The 16,938-nt window shown below is 69.4% G+C and carries 13 protein-coding genes and 2 rRNA genes; 7 read left to right on the forward strand and 8 right to left on the reverse strand.

What is annotated here, in order from left to right:
- The first annotated feature begins 253 nt into the window (after positions 1-253).
- Both AC0VX6_RS00745 and rrf read left to right on the forward strand, forming a co-directional pair.
- Positions 254-3,351 (forward strand): 23S ribosomal RNA (locus tag AC0VX6_RS00745).
- A gap of 104 nt (positions 3,352-3,455) precedes the next feature.
- Positions 3,456-3,571, forward strand: a 5S ribosomal RNA gene (gene rrf / locus AC0VX6_RS00750).
- 294 nt (positions 3,572-3,865) lie between these two features.
- On the opposite strand, the gene serB is transcribed toward rrf, so the two are convergent.
- Positions 3,866-5,125 (reverse strand): phosphoserine phosphatase SerB, encoded by a 1,260-nt coding sequence (gene serB, locus AC0VX6_RS00755; protein ID WP_475467127.1) that lies wholly within the window; start codon positions 5,123-5,125, stop codon positions 3,866-3,868.
- Positions 5,126-5,226: 101 nt separating this feature from the next.
- A complete protein-coding gene (locus tag AC0VX6_RS00760) occupies positions 5,227-5,880 on the reverse strand; it encodes a DUF1707 SHOCT-like domain-containing protein (RefSeq protein WP_248772997.1) in 654 nt (217 codons plus the stop codon).
- A gap of 366 nt (positions 5,881-6,246) precedes the next feature.
- On the opposite strand from AC0VX6_RS00760, the gene AC0VX6_RS00765 reads away from it, so the two are divergent.
- Positions 6,247-7,830 carry a serine hydrolase domain-containing protein gene (locus tag AC0VX6_RS00765; protein ID WP_475467129.1) on the forward strand — a complete coding sequence of 528 codons (1,584 nt, stop codon included), beginning with the start codon at positions 6,247-6,249 and terminating at the stop codon, positions 7,828-7,830.
- An 8-nt stretch (positions 7,831-7,838) separates the two neighbouring features.
- Here AC0VX6_RS00765 and AC0VX6_RS00770 read toward each other — a convergent pair whose 3' ends face one another.
- Positions 7,839-8,618, reverse strand: coding sequence for a hypothetical protein (locus AC0VX6_RS00770; RefSeq protein WP_274975771.1), 780 nt, complete (start codon positions 8,616-8,618; stop codon positions 7,839-7,841).
- A 56-nt stretch (positions 8,619-8,674) separates the two neighbouring features.
- On the opposite strand from AC0VX6_RS00770, the gene AC0VX6_RS00775 reads away from it, so the two are divergent.
- The 3 genes from AC0VX6_RS00775 to AC0VX6_RS00785 all read left to right on the forward strand — a co-directional run bounded on the left by AC0VX6_RS00775 (position 8,675) and on the right by AC0VX6_RS00785 (position 11,776).
- Positions 8,675-9,460, forward strand: a complete 786-nt coding sequence (locus AC0VX6_RS00775; RefSeq protein ID WP_212641937.1) for an ABC transporter ATP-binding protein — start codon at positions 8,675-8,677, stop codon at positions 9,458-9,460.
- Between the two features lie 401 nt (positions 9,461-9,861).
- Positions 9,862-10,785, forward strand: a complete 924-nt coding sequence (locus tag AC0VX6_RS00780; RefSeq protein WP_274975772.1) for an SPFH domain-containing protein — start codon at positions 9,862-9,864, stop codon at positions 10,783-10,785.
- A 232-nt stretch (positions 10,786-11,017) separates the two neighbouring features.
- Positions 11,018-11,776, forward strand: a complete 759-nt coding sequence (locus AC0VX6_RS00785) for a sulfite exporter TauE/SafE family protein (protein WP_274975773.1) — start codon at positions 11,018-11,020, stop codon at positions 11,774-11,776.
- Positions 11,777-11,861: 85 nt separating this feature from the next.
- Here AC0VX6_RS00785 and AC0VX6_RS00790 read toward each other — a convergent pair whose 3' ends face one another.
- From AC0VX6_RS00790 to AC0VX6_RS00800, 3 genes are all read right to left on the reverse strand, one after another.
- Positions 11,862-12,485: an HD domain-containing protein gene (locus tag AC0VX6_RS00790; protein ID WP_017563491.1), complete on the reverse strand. Its 624-nt coding sequence runs from the start codon at positions 12,483-12,485 to the stop codon at positions 11,862-11,864.
- A gap of 211 nt (positions 12,486-12,696) precedes the next feature.
- Positions 12,697-13,566 carry an alpha/beta hydrolase family protein gene (locus AC0VX6_RS00795; protein WP_475467130.1) on the reverse strand — a complete coding sequence of 290 codons (870 nt, stop codon included), beginning with the start codon at positions 13,564-13,566 and terminating at the stop codon, positions 12,697-12,699.
- A complete protein-coding gene (locus AC0VX6_RS00800; protein WP_047870402.1) occupies positions 13,560-14,150 on the reverse strand; it encodes a TetR/AcrR family transcriptional regulator in 591 nt (196 codons plus the stop codon). Before AC0VX6_RS00800 ends, AC0VX6_RS00795 begins: the two co-directional genes overlap by 7 nt.
- Positions 14,151-14,552: 402 nt before the next feature.
- On the opposite strand from AC0VX6_RS00800, the gene AC0VX6_RS00805 reads away from it, so the two are divergent.
- A complete protein-coding gene (locus AC0VX6_RS00805; RefSeq protein WP_274975775.1) occupies positions 14,553-16,010 on the forward strand; it encodes an aldehyde dehydrogenase (NADP(+)) in 1,458 nt (485 codons plus the stop codon).
- 185 nt (positions 16,011-16,195) lie between these two features.
- Here AC0VX6_RS00805 and AC0VX6_RS00810 read toward each other — a convergent pair whose 3' ends face one another.
- Entirely contained in the window at positions 16,196-16,393 is a 198-nt protein-coding gene (locus tag AC0VX6_RS00810) for a hypothetical protein (RefSeq protein ID WP_475467133.1), read from the reverse strand.
- A 42-nt stretch (positions 16,394-16,435) separates the two neighbouring features.
- Positions 16,436-16,915, reverse strand: a complete 480-nt coding sequence (locus AC0VX6_RS00815) for a hypothetical protein (protein ID WP_475467134.1) — start codon at positions 16,913-16,915, stop codon at positions 16,436-16,438.
- Between the last annotated feature and the right edge of the window lie 23 nt (positions 16,916-16,938).

Genomic DNA, 16,938 nt, shown 5'->3' on the forward strand with positions numbered 1-16,938 from the left:
TGTTCGGGAGTGGCTGAAGATGAATCGAACTTGACCTCGGGCGACTAGAAGCGTCCGGGGGCGCGCTGTTGGGTGTCTGAGGAAACAACCTCCGGCTGGTGGCCTTTGGGCCTGGTCGGGTGTTGGTTCCCGCGGACCGCCTCTGAGAACTCTCGGTTCCTTGCCGTTGTGGCTGGGGATGTGAGTGGTGTTGGGGTATGCGGTTGGTGTTTTGATTTGTGAATAGTGTGCGCGAGCATCTTATTATCTGTAGTGGCCAAGTGATAGTGGCACACGGTGGATGCCTTGGCACCAGGCGCCGATGAAGGACGTGGGAGGCCGCGATAGGCCACGGGGAGCTGTCAACCGAGCTGTGATCCGTGGGTGTCCGAATGGGGAAACCTAGCCCGAGTTGTGTCGGGTTGCCGCCATCTGAATGTATAGGGTGGTTGGTGGTGACGCGGGGAAGTGAAACATCTCAGTACCCGTAGGAAGAGTAAACAACAGTGATTCTCCTAGTAGTGGTGAGCGAACGGGGAAGAGGCTAAACCGTAGGCGTGTGATAGACGGCAGTCGTTGCGTTTGCGGGGTTGTGGGATGCGTCTGTCTGGGTCTGCCGACCTGGAGCGCTGAGTGGTTCTTGTAGCTGAAGCCGTTGGGAAGCGGTACCGGAGTGGGTGAGAGTCCCGTAGGTGTAGGAAGAACCTAGGTGTTGGATGTATTCCCGAGTAGCGCGGAGCCCGTGAAAGTCCGTGTGAATCTGGCAGGACCACCTGCTAAGCCAAAATACGTCCTGGTGACCGATAGTGCACTAGTACCGTGAGGGAAAGGTGAAAAGTGCCCCGGTGAGGGGTCGTGAAATAGTACCTGAAACCGTGTGCTGTCAAGCCGTCAGAGCTGAACTTCGTGTTTGGTGATGGCGTGCCTTTTGAAGAATGAGCCTGCGAGTCATGGTGTGTGGCGAGGTTAACCCGGGTGGGGTAGCCGTAGGGAAACCGAGTCTGAATAGGGCGATTTGAGTCGCATGCTGTGGACCCGAAGCGGAGTGATCTACCCATGTCCAGGGTGAAGCGGGGGTAAGACCTCGTGGAGGCCCGAACCCACCAGGGTTGAAAACCTGGGGGATGAGGTGTGGGTAGGGGTGAAAGGCCAATCAAACTCCGTGATAGCTGGTTCTCCCCGAAATGCATTTAGGTGCAGCGTCGCGTGTTTCTTGCTGGAGGTAGAGCTACTGTTTGGCTGATGGGCCCGACAAGGTTACTGACGTCAGACAAACTCCGAATGCCGGTTAAGTGAAGCGTGGCAGTGAGACTGCGGGGGATAAGCTTCGTAGTCGAGAGGGAAACAGCCCAGATCATCAGCTAAGGCCCCTAAGCGTGTGCTAAGTGGGAAAGGTTGTGGAGTTGCTGAGACAACCAGGAGGTTGGCTTAGAAGCAGCCATCCTTTAAAGAGTGCGTAATAGCTCACTGGTCAAGTGGTTCTGCGCCGATAATGTAGCGGGGCTAAAGCACACCGCCGAAGCTGTGAAGCTCAAGACTAGTTTCTTGGGTTGGTAGGGGAGCGTCGTGCGTCCGGTGAAGCTGCCGAGTGATCGTGTGGTGGAGGGCGTGCGAGTGAGAATGCAGGCATGAGTAGCGAAAGCAACGTGAGAAACGTTGCCGCCGATTGACTAAGGGTTCCTGGGGCAGGTTAATCCGCCCAGGGTGAGTCTGGACCTAAGGCGAGGCCGACAGGCGTAGTCGATGGATAACGGGTTGATATTCCCGTACCCGTGCACGAGCGTCCAGTACTGAATCAGGTGATGCTAACCACGCTGGTGGTCTTGGGTCCCTTCGGGGAGCTTTGACTTACTGGTCTGGGAACCGAGCTTGTAGTAGGTAAGTGATGGGGTGACGCAGGAGGGTAGCTCTACCCGGCGGTGGTTGTCCGGGGGTAAGCGTGTAGGCTGAGAGGTTGGCAAATCCGCCTCTCATGTGAGCTGAGACGTGATGCCGAGCCGTTTTTGGTGAAGTGAGTGATCCCATGCTGTCGAGAAAAGCCTCTAGCGAGTTCGTGTGTGGCCAGTACCCTAAACCGACGCAGGTGGTCAGGTAGAGAATACCGAGGCGTTCGGGTGAACCATGGTTAAGGAACTCGGCAAATTGTCCCCGTAACTTTGGGAGAAGGGGAGCCCTGTCTGGTGACGGATCTTGCATCCTGAGCTGGGTGGGGTCGCAGATAGCGGGGGGAAGCGACTGTTTATTAAAAACACAGGTCCGTGCGAAGTCGTAAGACGCTGTATACGGACTGACGCCTGCCCGGTGCTGGAACGTTAAGAGGACTGGTTAGTGGGGGTTCGCCCTTGCGAAGCTGGGAATCTAAGCGCCAGTAAACGGCGGTGGTAACTATAACCATCCTAAGGTAGCGAAATTCCTTGTCGGGTAAGTTCCGACCTGCACGAATGGCGTAACGACTTCCCCACTGTCTCAACCATGGGCCCGGTGAAATTGCACTACGAGTAAAGATGCTCGTTTCGCGCAGCAGGACGGAAAGACCCCGGGACCTTCACTATAGCTTGACATTGGTGTTTGGGATGGTTTGTGTAGGATAGGTGGGAGCCGGTGAAGCTGTCACGCTAGTGGCGGTGGAGGCGTTGGTGAAATACCACTCTGACTGTTTCGGGCATCTAACTTTGGACCGTGATCCGGTTCGGGGACAGTGTCTGGTGGGTAGTTTAACTGGGGCGGTTGCCTCCCAAAGAGTAACGGAGGCGCCCAAAGGTTCCCTCAGCCTGGTTGGTAATCAGGTGTTGAGTGTAAGTGCACAAGGGAGCTTGACTGTGAGACGGACGTGTCGAGCAGGAGCGAAAGCTGGGACTAGTGATCCGGCACCGGCGTGTGGAAGCGGTGTCGCTCAACGGCTAAAAGGTACCCCGGGGATAACAGGCTGATCTTCCCCAAGAGTCCATATCGACGGGATGGTTTGGCACCTCGATGTCGGCTCGTCGCATCCTGGGGCTGGAGTTGGTCCCAAGGGTTGGGCTGTTCGCCCATTAAAGCGGCACGCGAGCTGGGTTTAGAACGTCGTGAGACAGTTCGGTCCCTATCCGCTGTGCGCGTTGGAGACTTGAGAAGGGCTGTCCCTAGTACGAGAGGACCGGGACGGACGAACCTCTGGTGTGCCAGTTGTCCTGCCAAGGGCATGGCTGGTTGGCTACGTTCGGGAGGGATAACCGCTGAAAGCATCTAAGCGGGAAGCTTGCTTCGAGATGAGGTCTCCTGCCTCCTTGAGGGGGTAAGGCTCCCTATAGACGATGGGGTTGATAGGCCGGGTGTGGAAGCCTTGTGAGGGGTGGAGCTGACCGGTACTAATAGGCCGAGGGCTTGTCCGCTGCAGATAATTGGATGTTCGCGCACACTTTTCACGGAGTTTACTGCTCACTGTGATTCCCTGCCCTGTGGGGGTGGGTGGAGTTGGGTGGGTGGTGTGTGGTTTCCGTGGTGGTTATTGCTGGAGGGTCACACCCGGTCTCTTTCCGAACCCGGTCGTTAAGTCTCTTTGCGCTGATGGTACTGCCCTGTGGTGGGGTGGGAGAGTAGGTCGCTGCCACGGTTTTTCTTGAAGGAGGGGTGGGGTTGCCTGTTAGGGGCGGCCTCACCTCTCTTTTTTTGTGTGGGGGTGGGTTGCCTGTTAGGGCGGGTCCGCCCCTTTTTTTTGTGTGGGGGTTTGTGCGTTTGTGAACGTTGGGGTGGGTGTGCGGGGGTGTGGGTGCCTGGGTGGGCCCCCCTGTTTCCAGTCAACCGGATGCGGGCGTGTCGGCGCCAGGGCCTGTTGCGTGCTGTGGACAAAGGCCCCGCTCCCACTCGGGAACGGGGCCTGGTGGTTCCAGGGAGCCGGGCGGGGACGTCAGTCGTGCGGCACCGCACTCGACACCGGCTCGATCTGCCCCCGCATGTCCGCGGCCTCGATCTCCTCCCGGGTGATCCCGAGGATGAAAGCGATCGTGTCCAGGTAGGGCACGTTCACCGAGGTGTCGGCCTGCTGTCGCACGACCGGCTTGGCGTTGAACGCCACGCCCAGCCCCGCCGCCTGCAGCATGTCCAGGTCGTTCGCGCCGTCGCCCACGGCCACGGTCTGCTCCAGGGGCACACCGGCCTCCGCGGCGAACCGCTCCAGGGTGGTCGCCTTGCCCTTGCGGTCGATGATCGGCCCGACCAGTTCGCCGGTGAGCTTGCCGTCGACGACCTCCAGGGTGTTCGCGGCGGCGTAGTCCAACCCGAGGCGCTCCACGAGCACGTCCGTGAACTGCGTGAAGCCACCGCTGACGATCCCGCACTCGTAACCCAGGCGCTTCAGGGTGCGCACCAGCGTCCTGGCGCCCGGAGTCAGCTGGATCTCCTCGCACACCTTGGGAATGGCGGAGGCGTCCAGGCCCTTCAGCAGCATCACCCGGCGGCGCAGCGACTCCTCGAAGTCCAGCTCGCCGCGCATGGCCTCCTCGGTGACCCGGGCGACCTCGTCCGCGCATCCGGCGTGCGCGGCCAGCAGCTCGATGACCTCGCCCTGGATCAGCGTGGAGTCCACGTCCATGACGATGAGGTGCTTGGCCCGCCTGTGCAGGCCGCTGGGCTGCACGGCCACGTCCACCCCCTGGGTGGACCCCTCCATGGCGAGCTCGGCGCGCAGCTGGTCGACGTCCCCGCCGGAGATCTCCATCTCCACGGACGTCACCGGGAAGCTGGACAGCCGCTCGATGCGGTCGATGTTCGCGCCCGCGCGCGCGACGCACGACGTGAGGGCGCCCAGGGCGCCGGGACGCAGCGGATCGGCCAGGACGGTCACGTGCAGCCGGTCGTGGACGACCGCCTTCACACGGCCGTTGTCCCTCCCGCCGCCCTTGCCGTAGCCGACCTCCATATCGAGGTCGATGGCGGTCTTGTCGAGCGCGTTGCGGACCTCCTCGAAGACCCGCGAGGGACTCACACCGGGAGCCACCCGCTCGTCAACCTCCAGGACCGCGCCCAGCACGAGGCGGCCCGCCAGGACCACCTGTTCCAGGTCGGCGATGGTCACCGGAAAGACGGAGAGGGTGCTCAGAAGACGAGCACTGATGCCCGGACGGTCGTGGCCGGTCACCGTCACCAACAGCGTGGATTTCTCATTCATGGCGGTGTCCACGGTACTCGGCCGTATCGGAGGGGCGTCGCGCAGGGCTGACCCTTTTCCCAGCTAGTTCACTATGTGGACAGCTGGAGGCGCGACGTACGTCACCTGTCCTTCCGACTCTTCTTCTTTCGCTTGGGGCCCTTGGCCTTGACGTCCACCCCGCCCAGCATGCAGGTTCCCGTCAGACGGACGACCGGGGCGTTCGGGTCGGTGAGCTGGTCCGTTCCGTGTAGATCGGCGCCGCCCAGGATCCCGGACGTGTTGTTGATCACCCTGACCCCGTGGGGCACGACGATGTCCACCCCGCCCATGATCACCGCGACCTGGATGGTCACCTCGTGCTGGCTGAGCACCGCCTCGCGCAGGTCCAGTTCCACCCCGCCGCACAGCACGGACACGTTCGTGCGCGGCTCGACCAGCCAGCGGCCCTTGCGCTCGCAGCCGCCGAACACCGCGACCAAATTCTCCGAACCCTTGCTCTGCCCGGCAAGATCGCGCGCCTCGCTGCCCAGGATCTCCATACCGCTGGGCGCGTCGGAACGCCGTTCCATCGACGCGTAGTCGTACCCGTGGCCGGGCACGGGCAGGTCCTCCACGATGGGGCCGAGCTCGCCCATGGTCTTGGCCCGGTAGAGGGTCTCCAGCCGCTCCTCGTGCTCGACCGGGGTCAGGCGGCCCTCGGCCAGGGCCTCGCGCAGCCGCTCGGCAACCTTGTCCCGGTCCGCGTCGGAGGCTCGGATGTGCTCGGGCTGCATGATGACGGGTCTCCTCGTTCCTTCCGTGGGGCCGGGGGTCCGGCCTGCCACACGTCCAGTATCGGCATTCTCCGCCTCCACGGGATCAGGTAACGCCCCTGGCCCGACCCCGAGAATTCCGCTCCCCGTCCCAGGGTGTTCCCATCCCCCTCCAGAGTGGCCCGCGAGCCCACGCGGAACAACCCCCGCCCGCCCCCTCCAACGCCTCCGCGCCCGGCCGAATCCGGGGCCGGCGGCCCGCCTGCCGGGACCGGGCGCGCGGCCCCGGGGTGGTGCGCGCCGCAGGGCCGCGGTGGCGGGGGCCGTAGGACGGTTCCGGGGCCCGCACCATGGAGGGCGCCCCGCCGTCCTCCCTAGCGTGGCCGCATGACTCCGGACCCATGCGCCCGCGCCCGCCCCCGCCCAGATCCACACCCGGTACAGGCTCCATGCCCGGGGCCACGCGGCGGACACCGCCTCCTCCGCGTCCTCGGCCTCCTGGGGGCCGCCGCGCTGCTGCTCCCGCACGCGGCCCACGCCTCCGCCGAACCCTCCCGGACCCCGGCCCCCGCCGCGGTCGACGCCCTCGTGGAGGAGTACCGGGAGGCCACCGGTCTTCCCGGCGCGGCGGTGGTCCTGACCCACGGCACGGAGGTCGTCCACGCGGAGGGGTACGGCACCACCCCCGGCGGGGAGCCCGTCACCGAGCGCACGCCCATGGCCGTGGCCTCGGTGAGCAAGTCCTTCACCGCGCTGGCGGTCCTCCAGCTGGCCGAGGCTGGAGAGCTCGGCCTGGCCGACCCGGTGCGGGAGCACCTGCCCGGGTTCACGATGGCCGACCCCCGCGCGGCACGGATCACCGTCCGCCAGCTGCTCGACCAGACCTCCGGCATGTCCGACTCCGAGTTCGCCTCCTACAGCCGGGGCCGGAGCACCCTCACCCTGCGCCAGTCCGTCGAGGACCTGCGAGACGCGGGCCTGGCCGCCGAACCCGGCACGCGCTGGGAGTACCACAACCCCAACTTCCAGGTCGCCGCCCGCCTGGTCGAGGTGGTCAGCGGGCGGTCCTTCGCCGACCACCTGGACGAGCGGGTCCTCTCGCCGCTGGGGATGGACGACACCACCACCGTCGACACCGACCTCGACCTCCCGCCCGGCGCGCGCGGCCACATCAGCGTGCTCGGCCTCCCGGTCCCGGCGGACGAACCCCCCGGGTTCGGCAACGGCTCGGGCGGAGTCCTCAGCACCGCCGCGGACATGGGCGCGTGGCTCGTCGCGCACAACAACGGCGGCCGCGGCCCCGGCGGCGACCGGGTCCTGTCCGAGGAGGGGATCGAGGCCCTGCACACCCCCTCGCCGATCTCCGGAGGCTCCTACGCCCTGGGGTGGTCGACGGGCGAGACCGGTTCGGGGGCGCCTGTGGTCGAGCACAGCGGCAACCTGATGACCGCCACCGCGCACCAGGCGCTGCTGCCCGACAGCGGCCACGGTGTGGCGGTCATGGCCAACAGCGGGTCGGCGGGCAGCGGAGCCTCCGGCCTGGCCGCCGCGCTCGTGGAGCTGATCGACTCCGGGCGGGCGCCCGCGCCGCCGACGGGCACGGTGGTGCTGGCCGCGGACGCCGTCCTGCTCGTCCTGGGCGCCGCCGCCGTGCCGCTGGCCTGGCGCGGCGTCCGGCGCGCGGGCGACTGGGCCCGTGCGCGCGAGGGCCGCCCGTGGTGGGCCCCGGCGGCGCGCCTGCTGCCCTACGCCGCGCCGCCGCTGCTGCTGGCGTTCCTGCACGAGGTGGTCGGGGGGCTCTACCGGGGCAGGGACGTGGCGTGGTTCCAGGTGCCCTACCTCTTCACGTCCTTCTGGGTGGCCCTTGTCATACTCGCCCCGGCCTGCGCGGCGGTCGCCTCGGTCCGCGTCGTCCGTCTGGTGTCGGTGCGCCGCGCCGCCGGAGGGGGCGCGGAGCGCGCGTCGGGCTGAGCGGCCGCTCAGCGCCCCGGCACACCCCGGTCGGACGGGTCGATCGCGCCGTGCGCGGCCACCAGGGCCCTGCGCACCGCCGCGTCGAGCCTGCGCAGCCCCTCGGAGCGGGCCGTGGCCTGGTGGGCGGTCAGTCCCCGCCCCGAGGACGGCTCGGCCAGCTCCACCACCCCGGCCAGCCGTGCCGCCTGCTCCGCCACCCGGTGCGCCCGGGCCGGGTACCCGCGCGCCAGCGAGGGCGCGCCGCCGCCCAGTTCGCCCAGCCGGCGGTGCACGTCCGGTGCGAACGGGGCGACGTCGTCCACGCCCTCCATGGCCCGGGCGGCCTCGATGAGGGCGAGCTTCAGCGCCTGTTCCGCCTCGGCCAGGCCGGGTACCTGCGGCAGTGCGTCGTTCGCCGGATACGGTGTCCACGAAACGCCCACATAGGATGAACCACGCCGGTCGGCGGAGGGCACCAGGCCCACCTGCCGGTCGGCGAGCCGCACCAGCACCCCCTCCCGCGCCTCGACGGCGGCCTGGTTGAGTTCCTTGGGGCCCACGAGCCCGAGGGGATCGCCCCAGGTGGGCAGGGCCAACCGGAAGGCGGACAGCCCCAGGCCGCGCAGCCGTGTCAGTGCGGTTCGCAGCGGTACGCCGCTGTCGAAGGGCAGGTCCACTGCCGGTACTGTCCCGATCAGGTTGGGACCACCGCGCCGCTCGACGGCGTCGACGGCCTCGTCGAGGCCGACGTGTCCGGCCAGCCAGGCGTTGCCCCAGGCGACGAGTGGTGCGGACGAGAGATGCATTGCTTCAGGGTAGGGCGGCCCGTGCACCGGCGTGGGACGTGACGTGAGGGAGGACGATGGACGGGCGTGTTCTGGGCCTGAGCGGGGTCACGGTGCGGAGGGGCGACGCCCATCTGCTGGACGGGGTGGACTGGACGGTCCTGGAGGGCGAGCGCTGGGTGGTCCTGGGCCCCAACGGCGCGGGCAAGACCACGCTGCTCAACGTGGCCTACAGCCAGACGCACCCGACCGCGGGCGAGGTGGAGATCCTCGGCGAGCGGCTGGGCCGGGTGGACGTGTTCGAGCTGCGTCCGCTGATCGGTTACGCGGGCGCCTCGGTGGCGTCGCGGATCGAGGAGGGCACCGAGGTCCTCGACATCGTGCTGAGCGCCGCCTACGGCTACGTGGGCCGCTTCCGCGAGGAGTACGGGAACCCGGACTACGGCCGCGCCCGCGCCCTGCTGGGCCACTGGGGCGTCGCCGACCTGGCCGACCGCCGCTTCCACACCCTCTCCGAGGGCGAGCGCAAGCGCGTGCTCATCGCCCGCGCGCTGATGTCGGACCCGGAGCTGCTGCTCCTGGACGAGCCCGCCGCCGGGCTGGACCTGGGCGGGCGGGAGGACCTGGTGCGCCGCCTGGGGAGCCTGGCCCGCAACGAGGCCGCGCCCGCGCTGGTGGTGGTGTCCCACCACGTGGAGGAGATCCCCGCCGGGACCACGCACGCCCTGCTGCTGCGCGGGGGCTCGGTGGTGCGTTCCGGGCCGATCGACGAGGTCCTGACCGCGGACCACCTGTCGGAGACCTTCGGGCTCGCGTTGAAGGTGGAGAGGGACGGCGACCGCTGGAGCGCCCGGGCCGTCTGAGGGAGCGCCCGTCCGGGGCGGCGGCACGGGTGCGCCGGAGCCCGTCCGGGCGGACGCCCCGTGCCGGGTTCCGGGCGTGCGCAGACCCGGTCGTCCGGCACGTGTTCCGTCCGTGCGCATGAGCCCCCGACGACAGACTTTCCCGTTATTGGATTGCGTTAACTGAGCAAATGTATTGACCATAAACAGTGTTTCTGTCCGGATGTGGTCGCCCCGGCGCATATGGGGTAGCGTCAGCGGACGGTGAGCGGATCGCTCCATTTCGGCGCGCTTTATGATCTTCGGGTGGGCGGGGCCGCCGGGCGCGGTCCGTGCCCGCCTGTCACCCCCGTCTGGAGATCCGGAGCTGCCCAGATGCCGATACCGAATGACGCCCTCCGTCCGGAAACCGGGGCGGCCCCATGACCATGATCATCATCGTGGCGCTTTTCGTCGCGGTTCTGCTGCTCGTCTTCTGGCGGAGCGTGCGTATCGTTCCGCACTCGATGGAGGACGTCGTCGAGCGTTTCGGTAAGTTCCACCGGACGTTGAGCTCGGGTTTCAACATCGTCGTCCCCGGTGTGGACCACGTGCGCGAGCGCATCGACCGCCGCGTCCAGGTCGTGAGCTTCCCGCCGCAGTCGGCCATCACCGAGGACAACCTCGCGGTCGAGGTCGACTCGGCGGTCTACATCAGGGTCGTGGACGCCTACCGGGCCACCTACGAGGTGGCCAACTTCATCCAGGCCGTCGAGCAGCTGACCCTGGCCACGCTGCGCAACGTCATCGGCGGCATGAACCTGGAGGGGACGCTCACCTCCCGCGACGCGATCAACCGCGAGCTGAAGGCCGTGCTGGACGAGGCCACCAGCGACTGGGGCATCGAGATCAGCCGCATCGAGCTCAAGGGCATCGAGCCGCCGTCCTCCGTGCAGGAGGCGATGGAGATGCAGATGCGCGCCGACCGGGAGAAGCGCGCCCAGTTGCTCAGCGCCGAGGGCGAGAAGCAGTCCGCGGTCCTGCGCGCCGAGGGCGAGCGCTCGGCCGCGGTGCTGCGGGCCAGGGGTGCGGCCGAGGCGCAGGCGCTCACCTCCAAGGCCGACGCCGAGGCCCAGACCACCCGGGCCCGCGGTGAGGCCGACGCCATCCACATGGTGTTCAAGGCCCTGCACACCAGCCGGGTCGACCCGGACGTGCTGGCCTACCACTACCTCCAGAAGCTCCCGGAGATCGCCCGGGGCGACGCCAACAAGGTGTGGGTCGTCCCGGCCGAGATGGGCCAGGCCCTCAAGGGGGTCGGCGCCGCGTTCGACCGGCTGCGCGACGACGTGGTCAGGGCCCCCTGACCCGGCTTCGCCGTCCGGCCGGCCGGACGCGCGTCCCGTGCGGCGGGGCCCGCCCCGCGCAGCGGTCGCCCGGCGCCGGACCGGCCGTCTGAGGGCCGGACCGCGAGGGCCCGAGCCCGGTCCAGTACCGGGCTCGGGCCCTCCGCGCATCCCGGCATGATCATCCGATGACCCGCTCTCGTAGTCTGTTGTCGCCCTCGACCGTCGGGGGCGGACAGGGAGAGCTGGGCGGATGGAACTCTGGGAGGCCGCGGTCATCCTCCTCGCCGGTGTGGCCGCCGGCGGGATCAACGCCATCGCGGGGTCGGGGACGCTGTTCACCTTCCCCGTACTCCTGGCGCTCGGCTACCCGCCGATCACCGCCACCGTCTCCAACAGCATCGGCCTGGCCCCCGGGACGCTCAGCGGCACCATCGCCTACCGCCGGGAGCTGGCGGGCCAGCGCGCCCGCATCCTGCGGCTGGGCAGCATGTCCTTCCTCGGCGCGGTGACCGGCGCCCTGCTGCTGATCTACCTGCCCCCGGGCGTGTTCGAGGCCGTGGTGCCGTTCATGATCGGCCTCGCCTGCGTGCTGATCGTCCTCCAACCGCGGATCACCCGGTGGGTCCGCTCGCGCAGGCCCGCGCACAGGGACGGCGGCCCGCTGCTGCCGCTGGGCGCCTACGGGACCGGAGCCTACGGCGGCTACTTCGCCGCCGCCCAGGGGATCATCCTCATGAGCATCCTGGGCACCGCCCTGGACGAGGAGATCCAGCGGCTCAACGCCCTGAAGAACATGCTCGCCACCATCGTCAACACCACGGCCTCGGTGTTCTACATCATCCTGGCCGAGCCCGCCTGGCCGGTGGTCGGCCTCATCGCCTGCGGGACCATCATCGGCGGATACCTGGGCGGGAGGTTCGGGCGCAAGCTCAGCCCGGCCGCCCTGCGGGTGTGCCTGGTGCTGGTGGGGCTGTCCGCCGCGGTCCAGATCCTCATGGGCCGGGTCTGACCCCGCCCCGCCCGACCCCCGCGCGGACTCGCGGCGACCGCCGCGGTGTCCCGCGAGGGGGTCCCGTGCCGGTCCCCACCGGGGGTCAGGTCCGGAAGTACCCGCGGCGGTCGGCGTCGTCCACCAGGGCGGTCGCGTAGGCGCCCAGCGCCTCCGACCCCTCCTGGATCAGCTTGACCTTCTCCATCACCTGCGCCCGGGTGATCCCGAAGCGCACCCACGTGCCGCCCTCGTTGTGCCAGTTGGCGAGCATGGGCGAGAGCCGGTCGACCGCGCGGGCGAACCGCGCCTCGGCGGTGGCGCGCGCCTCGAACTCCTCCCACAGCTCGCGGGCACGCTCGGCCTGGTCCTCGGGCAGGAGGGGGAAGATGCGGTCGGCCGCGGCGCGTTCGCGCTCGGCCTGGGTCCGGGAGTTGACGGTGTCGAAGAGGAAGGTGTCCCCGGCGTCGATCTCGACGATGTCGTGGAGGACCAGCATCTCGACGACGCGGTCGATGTCGGTGCCCTCGGGCGCGTACTCGGCGAAGGTGCGGGCTGACAGGGCCAGGTGCCAGGAGTGCTCGGCCGAGTTCTCCCGCCGGGAGCCGTCCACCAGGAGGGACTGCCGCAGGATGCGCTTGAGTTTGTCGACTTCCAGAAGGAAGCGGAGCTGCGCGTTCAACCGCTCGTTGTCGACCCCGCTGGCAAAGACCGGTGCCGGTTCCGTCACGTGGTTCGCCCTCCTGAAGGATGAGTCGAAACGGTCAGGTGGGCCGCTCGGTGCGGCCGCCACTGGATGATCCCATGGAACGCGCACCAGCTGTCGCGCCGGCGTCCGTTGAGGGGACGCGGGAGGAGACGCCGGGGTGCACCCGGTGAACGTGGGGTTTCGCACCGGGCCGGGGAGCGGACGGAGCGCCCGGCGGGGCCCGCCGGAGCCCCTACTCCGCCGTCCGGACCTGGTCGGAAGAGCTCAGGTGCTGGTGGAACCACTCGGTCAGCGCCCGGTCGGTGAGGACTCCGGCCGGGGTGAGCGGGCCGGGGCTCAGGCCCGGTTCCGGACCGATGGCGTGGGCCAGGTCGGGGACCACGATGTGACGGAGCGCATGCTCGGGCGCATGGGCCGCCACGGCGTCGTGCAGCGACCGGCCGTGCTCGGGGGGCACGACCTCGTCCCGGCCCCCGCTGACGACGAGCAGGGGGACCCGGTCGCGGGAGACCTCCTCGGCGCGGCTGCCGAAGTCCAGCCAGTGGCGGGTGCTCAGGGCCTGCTCGGTCCACTCGTAGGCCGTGCCGGTGCGCCGCTCCCGCGCGGCGATGACCAGGGCGGGGTCCACGACCGGGTTGACGGCGGCGGCGGCACCGACGGGCAGGCGCCCCTCGGCCAGGGTGAGCAGGACGGCCGCGGCCCCGGCGCCCACGCCGACCAGCCCGACGGGTGCGTCGGTGACGGGGAAGGCGGCGCGCAGTTCGGCGGTGACGCGGTGGAGCTCGGCGGCGGCCTCCTCCACCACCGGGCCGAACAGCTCGACGAGGTAGTCGCGCTCGCCGCGCCGGTTGATCTCGGCGACGCCGCCCTCGGGGAGCCGGGCCCCGAACAGGGGCAGGCCCAGGTAGACCCGCCAGGCCGGGAGCGGGGCCATGGGCACGGTTCCGGCCAGGGCGGCCTCGGCCCGGGGCGGCTCGAAGGCGTGCAGGCCCAGCACGAGCGGGGCCGGGACGTCACCGCTGGCGGGCGGCAGGGCCAGGAAGGGCACTCCGGCGGCCGTTCCGGTGACGGGTCGGGAGAGGGTGCCGGCGTCGGCTACCACGGATGGTCGCCTCCGTTGCGTCGGGAGAAGTGGGACAGGTAACTGCTGACCAGGTGCTTGGCCTCGCGGACGAGCGCGGGGTCGCCCTCGGGGTCGTCGCGGAAGGCGAGCTTGAGCACCGCGTCCGCGGCCTCGACGGCGACGTCGATGGCCCGGTCGAGCTCCTCATTGTCGGGGATGCCTGTGACAGAGACGATGATCCTGCGCAGGCGGATGGAGATGACGCGGTTGTTGTCGGCGCCTCCGTTGAGGAGGCGCGGGTCGACGATGTCACCGAAGTGCAGGCTGCGAAAGCCCGGCACGTGGCGGTGCATGTCGATGTACTCGTCGACCACCGCGTCCACGGCCAGGGTCCAGTGGCTGAAGGAGGCGTCGGCGAGGCGCTCGGTGACGCGCGTGCCGAACTGGTCGAGGAAGCGCAGCCCGAGGGCCTGGGTGATGGCCTTCTTGTCCGGGAAGAACTGGTAGACGGAGCCGATGGCGACCCCGGCGCGCTCGGCGATCCTGGTCGTGGAGAGGTTGTCGTAGCCGACCTCGTCGAGGAGTTCGGCGCAGCAGTCGAGCATGCGCTGGACCCTGAGCATGCTGCGCTGCTGGGCGGGCAGCCTCCGCAGCGGCGCCTGCGCGAAGGCGAGTTCGTCGTGGGCGACGCTGGCTCGTCCACGGCTCTCGCGTGACGCGTGGTCACCCCCCGTACTGCCTGGGGAGCGTCGTGACCGCGGGGGTGTTGAGCTTCGGGAGTTTGTCGTCACAGCTCCTATGATGCCTTTCCGGAATCACCTGGTTCCGGGGAAATTCCAGTTTCGTTCCCCCGCCCCTCCCGGAGCGCGGCCAGCGGTCCGGAGCGAGGGGGACCCCGGCCGGGGCCTCCCGGGCGCTGCGCGCGCACAGCGCGCCCCGAGTTTGGATAGCGCTTTCCTGATCGGCTCTGGCATGGTTGGATCAGGGCCGACGCAGCGTACACACCCTCCTGGAGGCTGAGAGCCATGACCACCGCCCCGGATACCACGCCGGAGGAACTCGACGCCGTCATGGAACGGGCCGCCGCCGCGGCGCCGCTCCTGGCCGCCCTCACCCCGGGCGAGCGCGCCGGATTGCTGCGCGCCGTCGCCGACGCCCTGGACGGCGCCGCCGACGAGCTCGTGCCGATCGCGATGGAGGAGGCGCACTACCCCGAGGCGCGCTGCCGTGGGGAGCTGGGCCGCACCACCTTCCAGCTGCGCCTGTTCGCGCAGACCCTGGAGGAGGGCTCCTACCTGGAGGCCGCCGTGGACCCGGCCGACCCCGACTGGGGCACCCCGCGCCCGGACGTGCGCCGCCTGCTGGTCCCGCTGGGCCCGGTGGTGGTGTTCGGGGCGAGCAACTTCCCGTTCGCGTTCGCCACGGCCGGAGGGGACAGCGCCTCCGCTCTGGCCGCCGGATGCCCCGTGGTCGTCAAGGCCCACCCCGGGCACCTCCGGCTCGCCCGGCGCACCGCCGAGATCGTGGTCGCGGCGCTCGACGGAGCCGGGGCGCCCGAGGGCTGCTTCGCCCTGGTGGAGGGGGTGGAGGCGGGCAGGCGCGCGGTCACCCACCCGCTCACCCGGGCCGTGGGCTTCACCGGGTCCATCCCCGGCGGTCGGGCCCTGTTCGACCTCGCGGTCTCGCGTCCGGACCCGATCCCCTTCTACGGGGAGCTGGGCAGTGTGAACCCGGTGTTCGTCACCCGCGCGGCCGCCTCCGCGCGCGGCGACGAGATCCTGGGCGGGTACGCGGACTCGGCCACCATGGGCTCGGGCCAGTTCTGCACCAAGCCCGGCGTGCTGTTCGTGCCGGAGGAGACCAAGCTCGACGCCCTCGTCGCCGACTTCGGCGGGCGCGCGGCCGCCCCGCTGCTCAACGAGCGGGTCTCCGAGGGCTTCGTGCGCGGGCTGGACGCCCTGAGCGCCCACCCGGCCACCGAGGTGCTGGTCCAGGGTGTGCGCACCGGCGACGACTGGACCCCGTCCCTGCTGCGCACCGACCTGGACTCCCTGCTGGAGAACGCCGAGACCCTCCTGGAGGAGTGCTTCGGCCCGGCGACGCTCGTGGTCACCTACCCCGACGAGCGGCGGCTGCTGGAGGCGGCCGGGGTGTTCGGCGGCCAGCTCACCGTGACCGTGCACGGCGAGGAGGACGACGAGATCGCGCCCGCGCTGCTGGCGCTGGGCGCGTCCCTGGCCGGACGGGTGCTCTGGAACAGCTGGCCGACCGGGGTGGCGGTCACCCACGCCATGACCCACGGCGGCCCCTACCCGGCCACCACCGCGCCGCTGCACACGTCGGTGGGCACCACCGCGGTCCGGCGCTTCCTGCGCCCGGTCACCTACCAGTCGGTGCCGCAGTCGCTGCTCCCCCGGGAGCTGCGTGACGACAACCCGCTGGGCGTGCCGCGCCGCGTGAACGGCGCAGCGCCCTCCGCCTGACCGGTCCGCCGGGCGCGTCGGCCGATGCGCCCGGCGGGTGCCGTGCCCACGGGGCGCGTCGTCGCGTGGGCCGACCGCGGACGTGCCGGACGCGGCTTCGGGGGTCGGTGTGTGACGGGGGCCGGTCTCCGGGGCCGCCACAGGGAACGGGACACCGCGCCGAGGGACGTGCCGGGCCCGCCCCCTTAGGAGCAGCGCGTCGCGCGCGGAGTCGCCGGCGACGCGGTGATCGGGTCCCAGGAGTGCCATCCTTCGGCGGCGTGGTGGTCGTAGGCGTCACGGACCGCCTCGGCGCAACGCCTGTCCCGAGCCGCCATGGTCGGATGCAGGAACACGAACAGCACGTTGCACAGGAGGGCGAAGAGGAGGAACACGGTGTTCACCGAGACGCCCTCCGTCGTCAGCCACCACACCAGGAATCCGGCCTACACGCACGACACCGCCGCCCAGATGGCGGACGTGCGGCGGGGGAACCGGATCGCGTACTCCCTCAGCTTTCGTTCGGCCATGATCCGGGCCAGCCAGTTGGTCCCGGGGTCGGGACACAGCACCCCCTCCTCCACCAGCTTCTCGGCCATCGCCAGCCGGTACGGATCGGCGTTGGTCGGCAGGGGGGCGTGACCGGAAGAGCGGCGCACTCCCCGGGCGGCCAGTTCACCGACGAGCGCGGTCGCCCCGACGACCAGGGCCAGTCCGACACCTGAGTAGGTCAGGAACTGCGCACGGGAGTCGGTGAGTTCGCTGGCCGGGATCAGGAGGATCAGCCAGAGCAGGAGGAGGACGCTTCCGAAGACGGGGTAGGCGAAGAGGCGCGGCCTGTTCTGCGAGCGGATCAGGTTGCGCGCACGGAACACGGCGGTGCCCGACGGCGGACGCGGAAACCTCGGCGGGGGCTGGGGGATCACCTTCACACCGTATCCGGGCCCGC

Source organism: Nocardiopsis sp. iso_25, from assembly GCF_056173305.1.

Bases quoted from the DNA above. Each gene is read 5' to 3' on its own strand.
- AC0VX6_RS00770 (WP_274975771.1), bottom strand. From the start codon at position 8,618: ATGCATCTCTCGTCCGCACCACTCGTCGCCTGGGGCAACGCCTGGCTG.
- AC0VX6_RS00780 (WP_274975772.1), top strand. From the start codon at position 9,862: ATGACCATGATCATCATCGTGGCGCTTTTCGTCGCGGTTCTGCTGCTC.
- AC0VX6_RS00805 (WP_274975775.1), top strand. From the start codon at position 14,553: ATGACCACCGCCCCGGATACCACGCCGGAGGAACTCGACGCCGTCATG.
- AC0VX6_RS00785 (WP_274975773.1), top strand. From the start codon at position 11,018: ATGGAACTCTGGGAGGCCGCGGTCATCCTCCTCGCCGGTGTGGCCGCC.
- serB (WP_475467127.1), bottom strand. From the start codon at position 5,125: ATGAATGAGAAATCCACGCTGTTGGTGACGGTGACCGGCCACGACCGT.
- AC0VX6_RS00775 (WP_212641937.1), top strand. From the start codon at position 8,675: ATGGACGGGCGTGTTCTGGGCCTGAGCGGGGTCACGGTGCGGAGGGGC.
- AC0VX6_RS00800 (WP_047870402.1), bottom strand. From the start codon at position 14,150: ATGCTCAGGGTCCAGCGCATGCTCGACTGCTGCGCCGAACTCCTCGAC.
- AC0VX6_RS00760 (WP_248772997.1), bottom strand. From the start codon at position 5,880: ATGCAGCCCGAGCACATCCGAGCCTCCGACGCGGACCGGGACAAGGTT.
- AC0VX6_RS00765 (WP_475467129.1), top strand. From the start codon at position 6,247: ATGACTCCGGACCCATGCGCCCGCGCCCGCCCCCGCCCAGATCCACAC.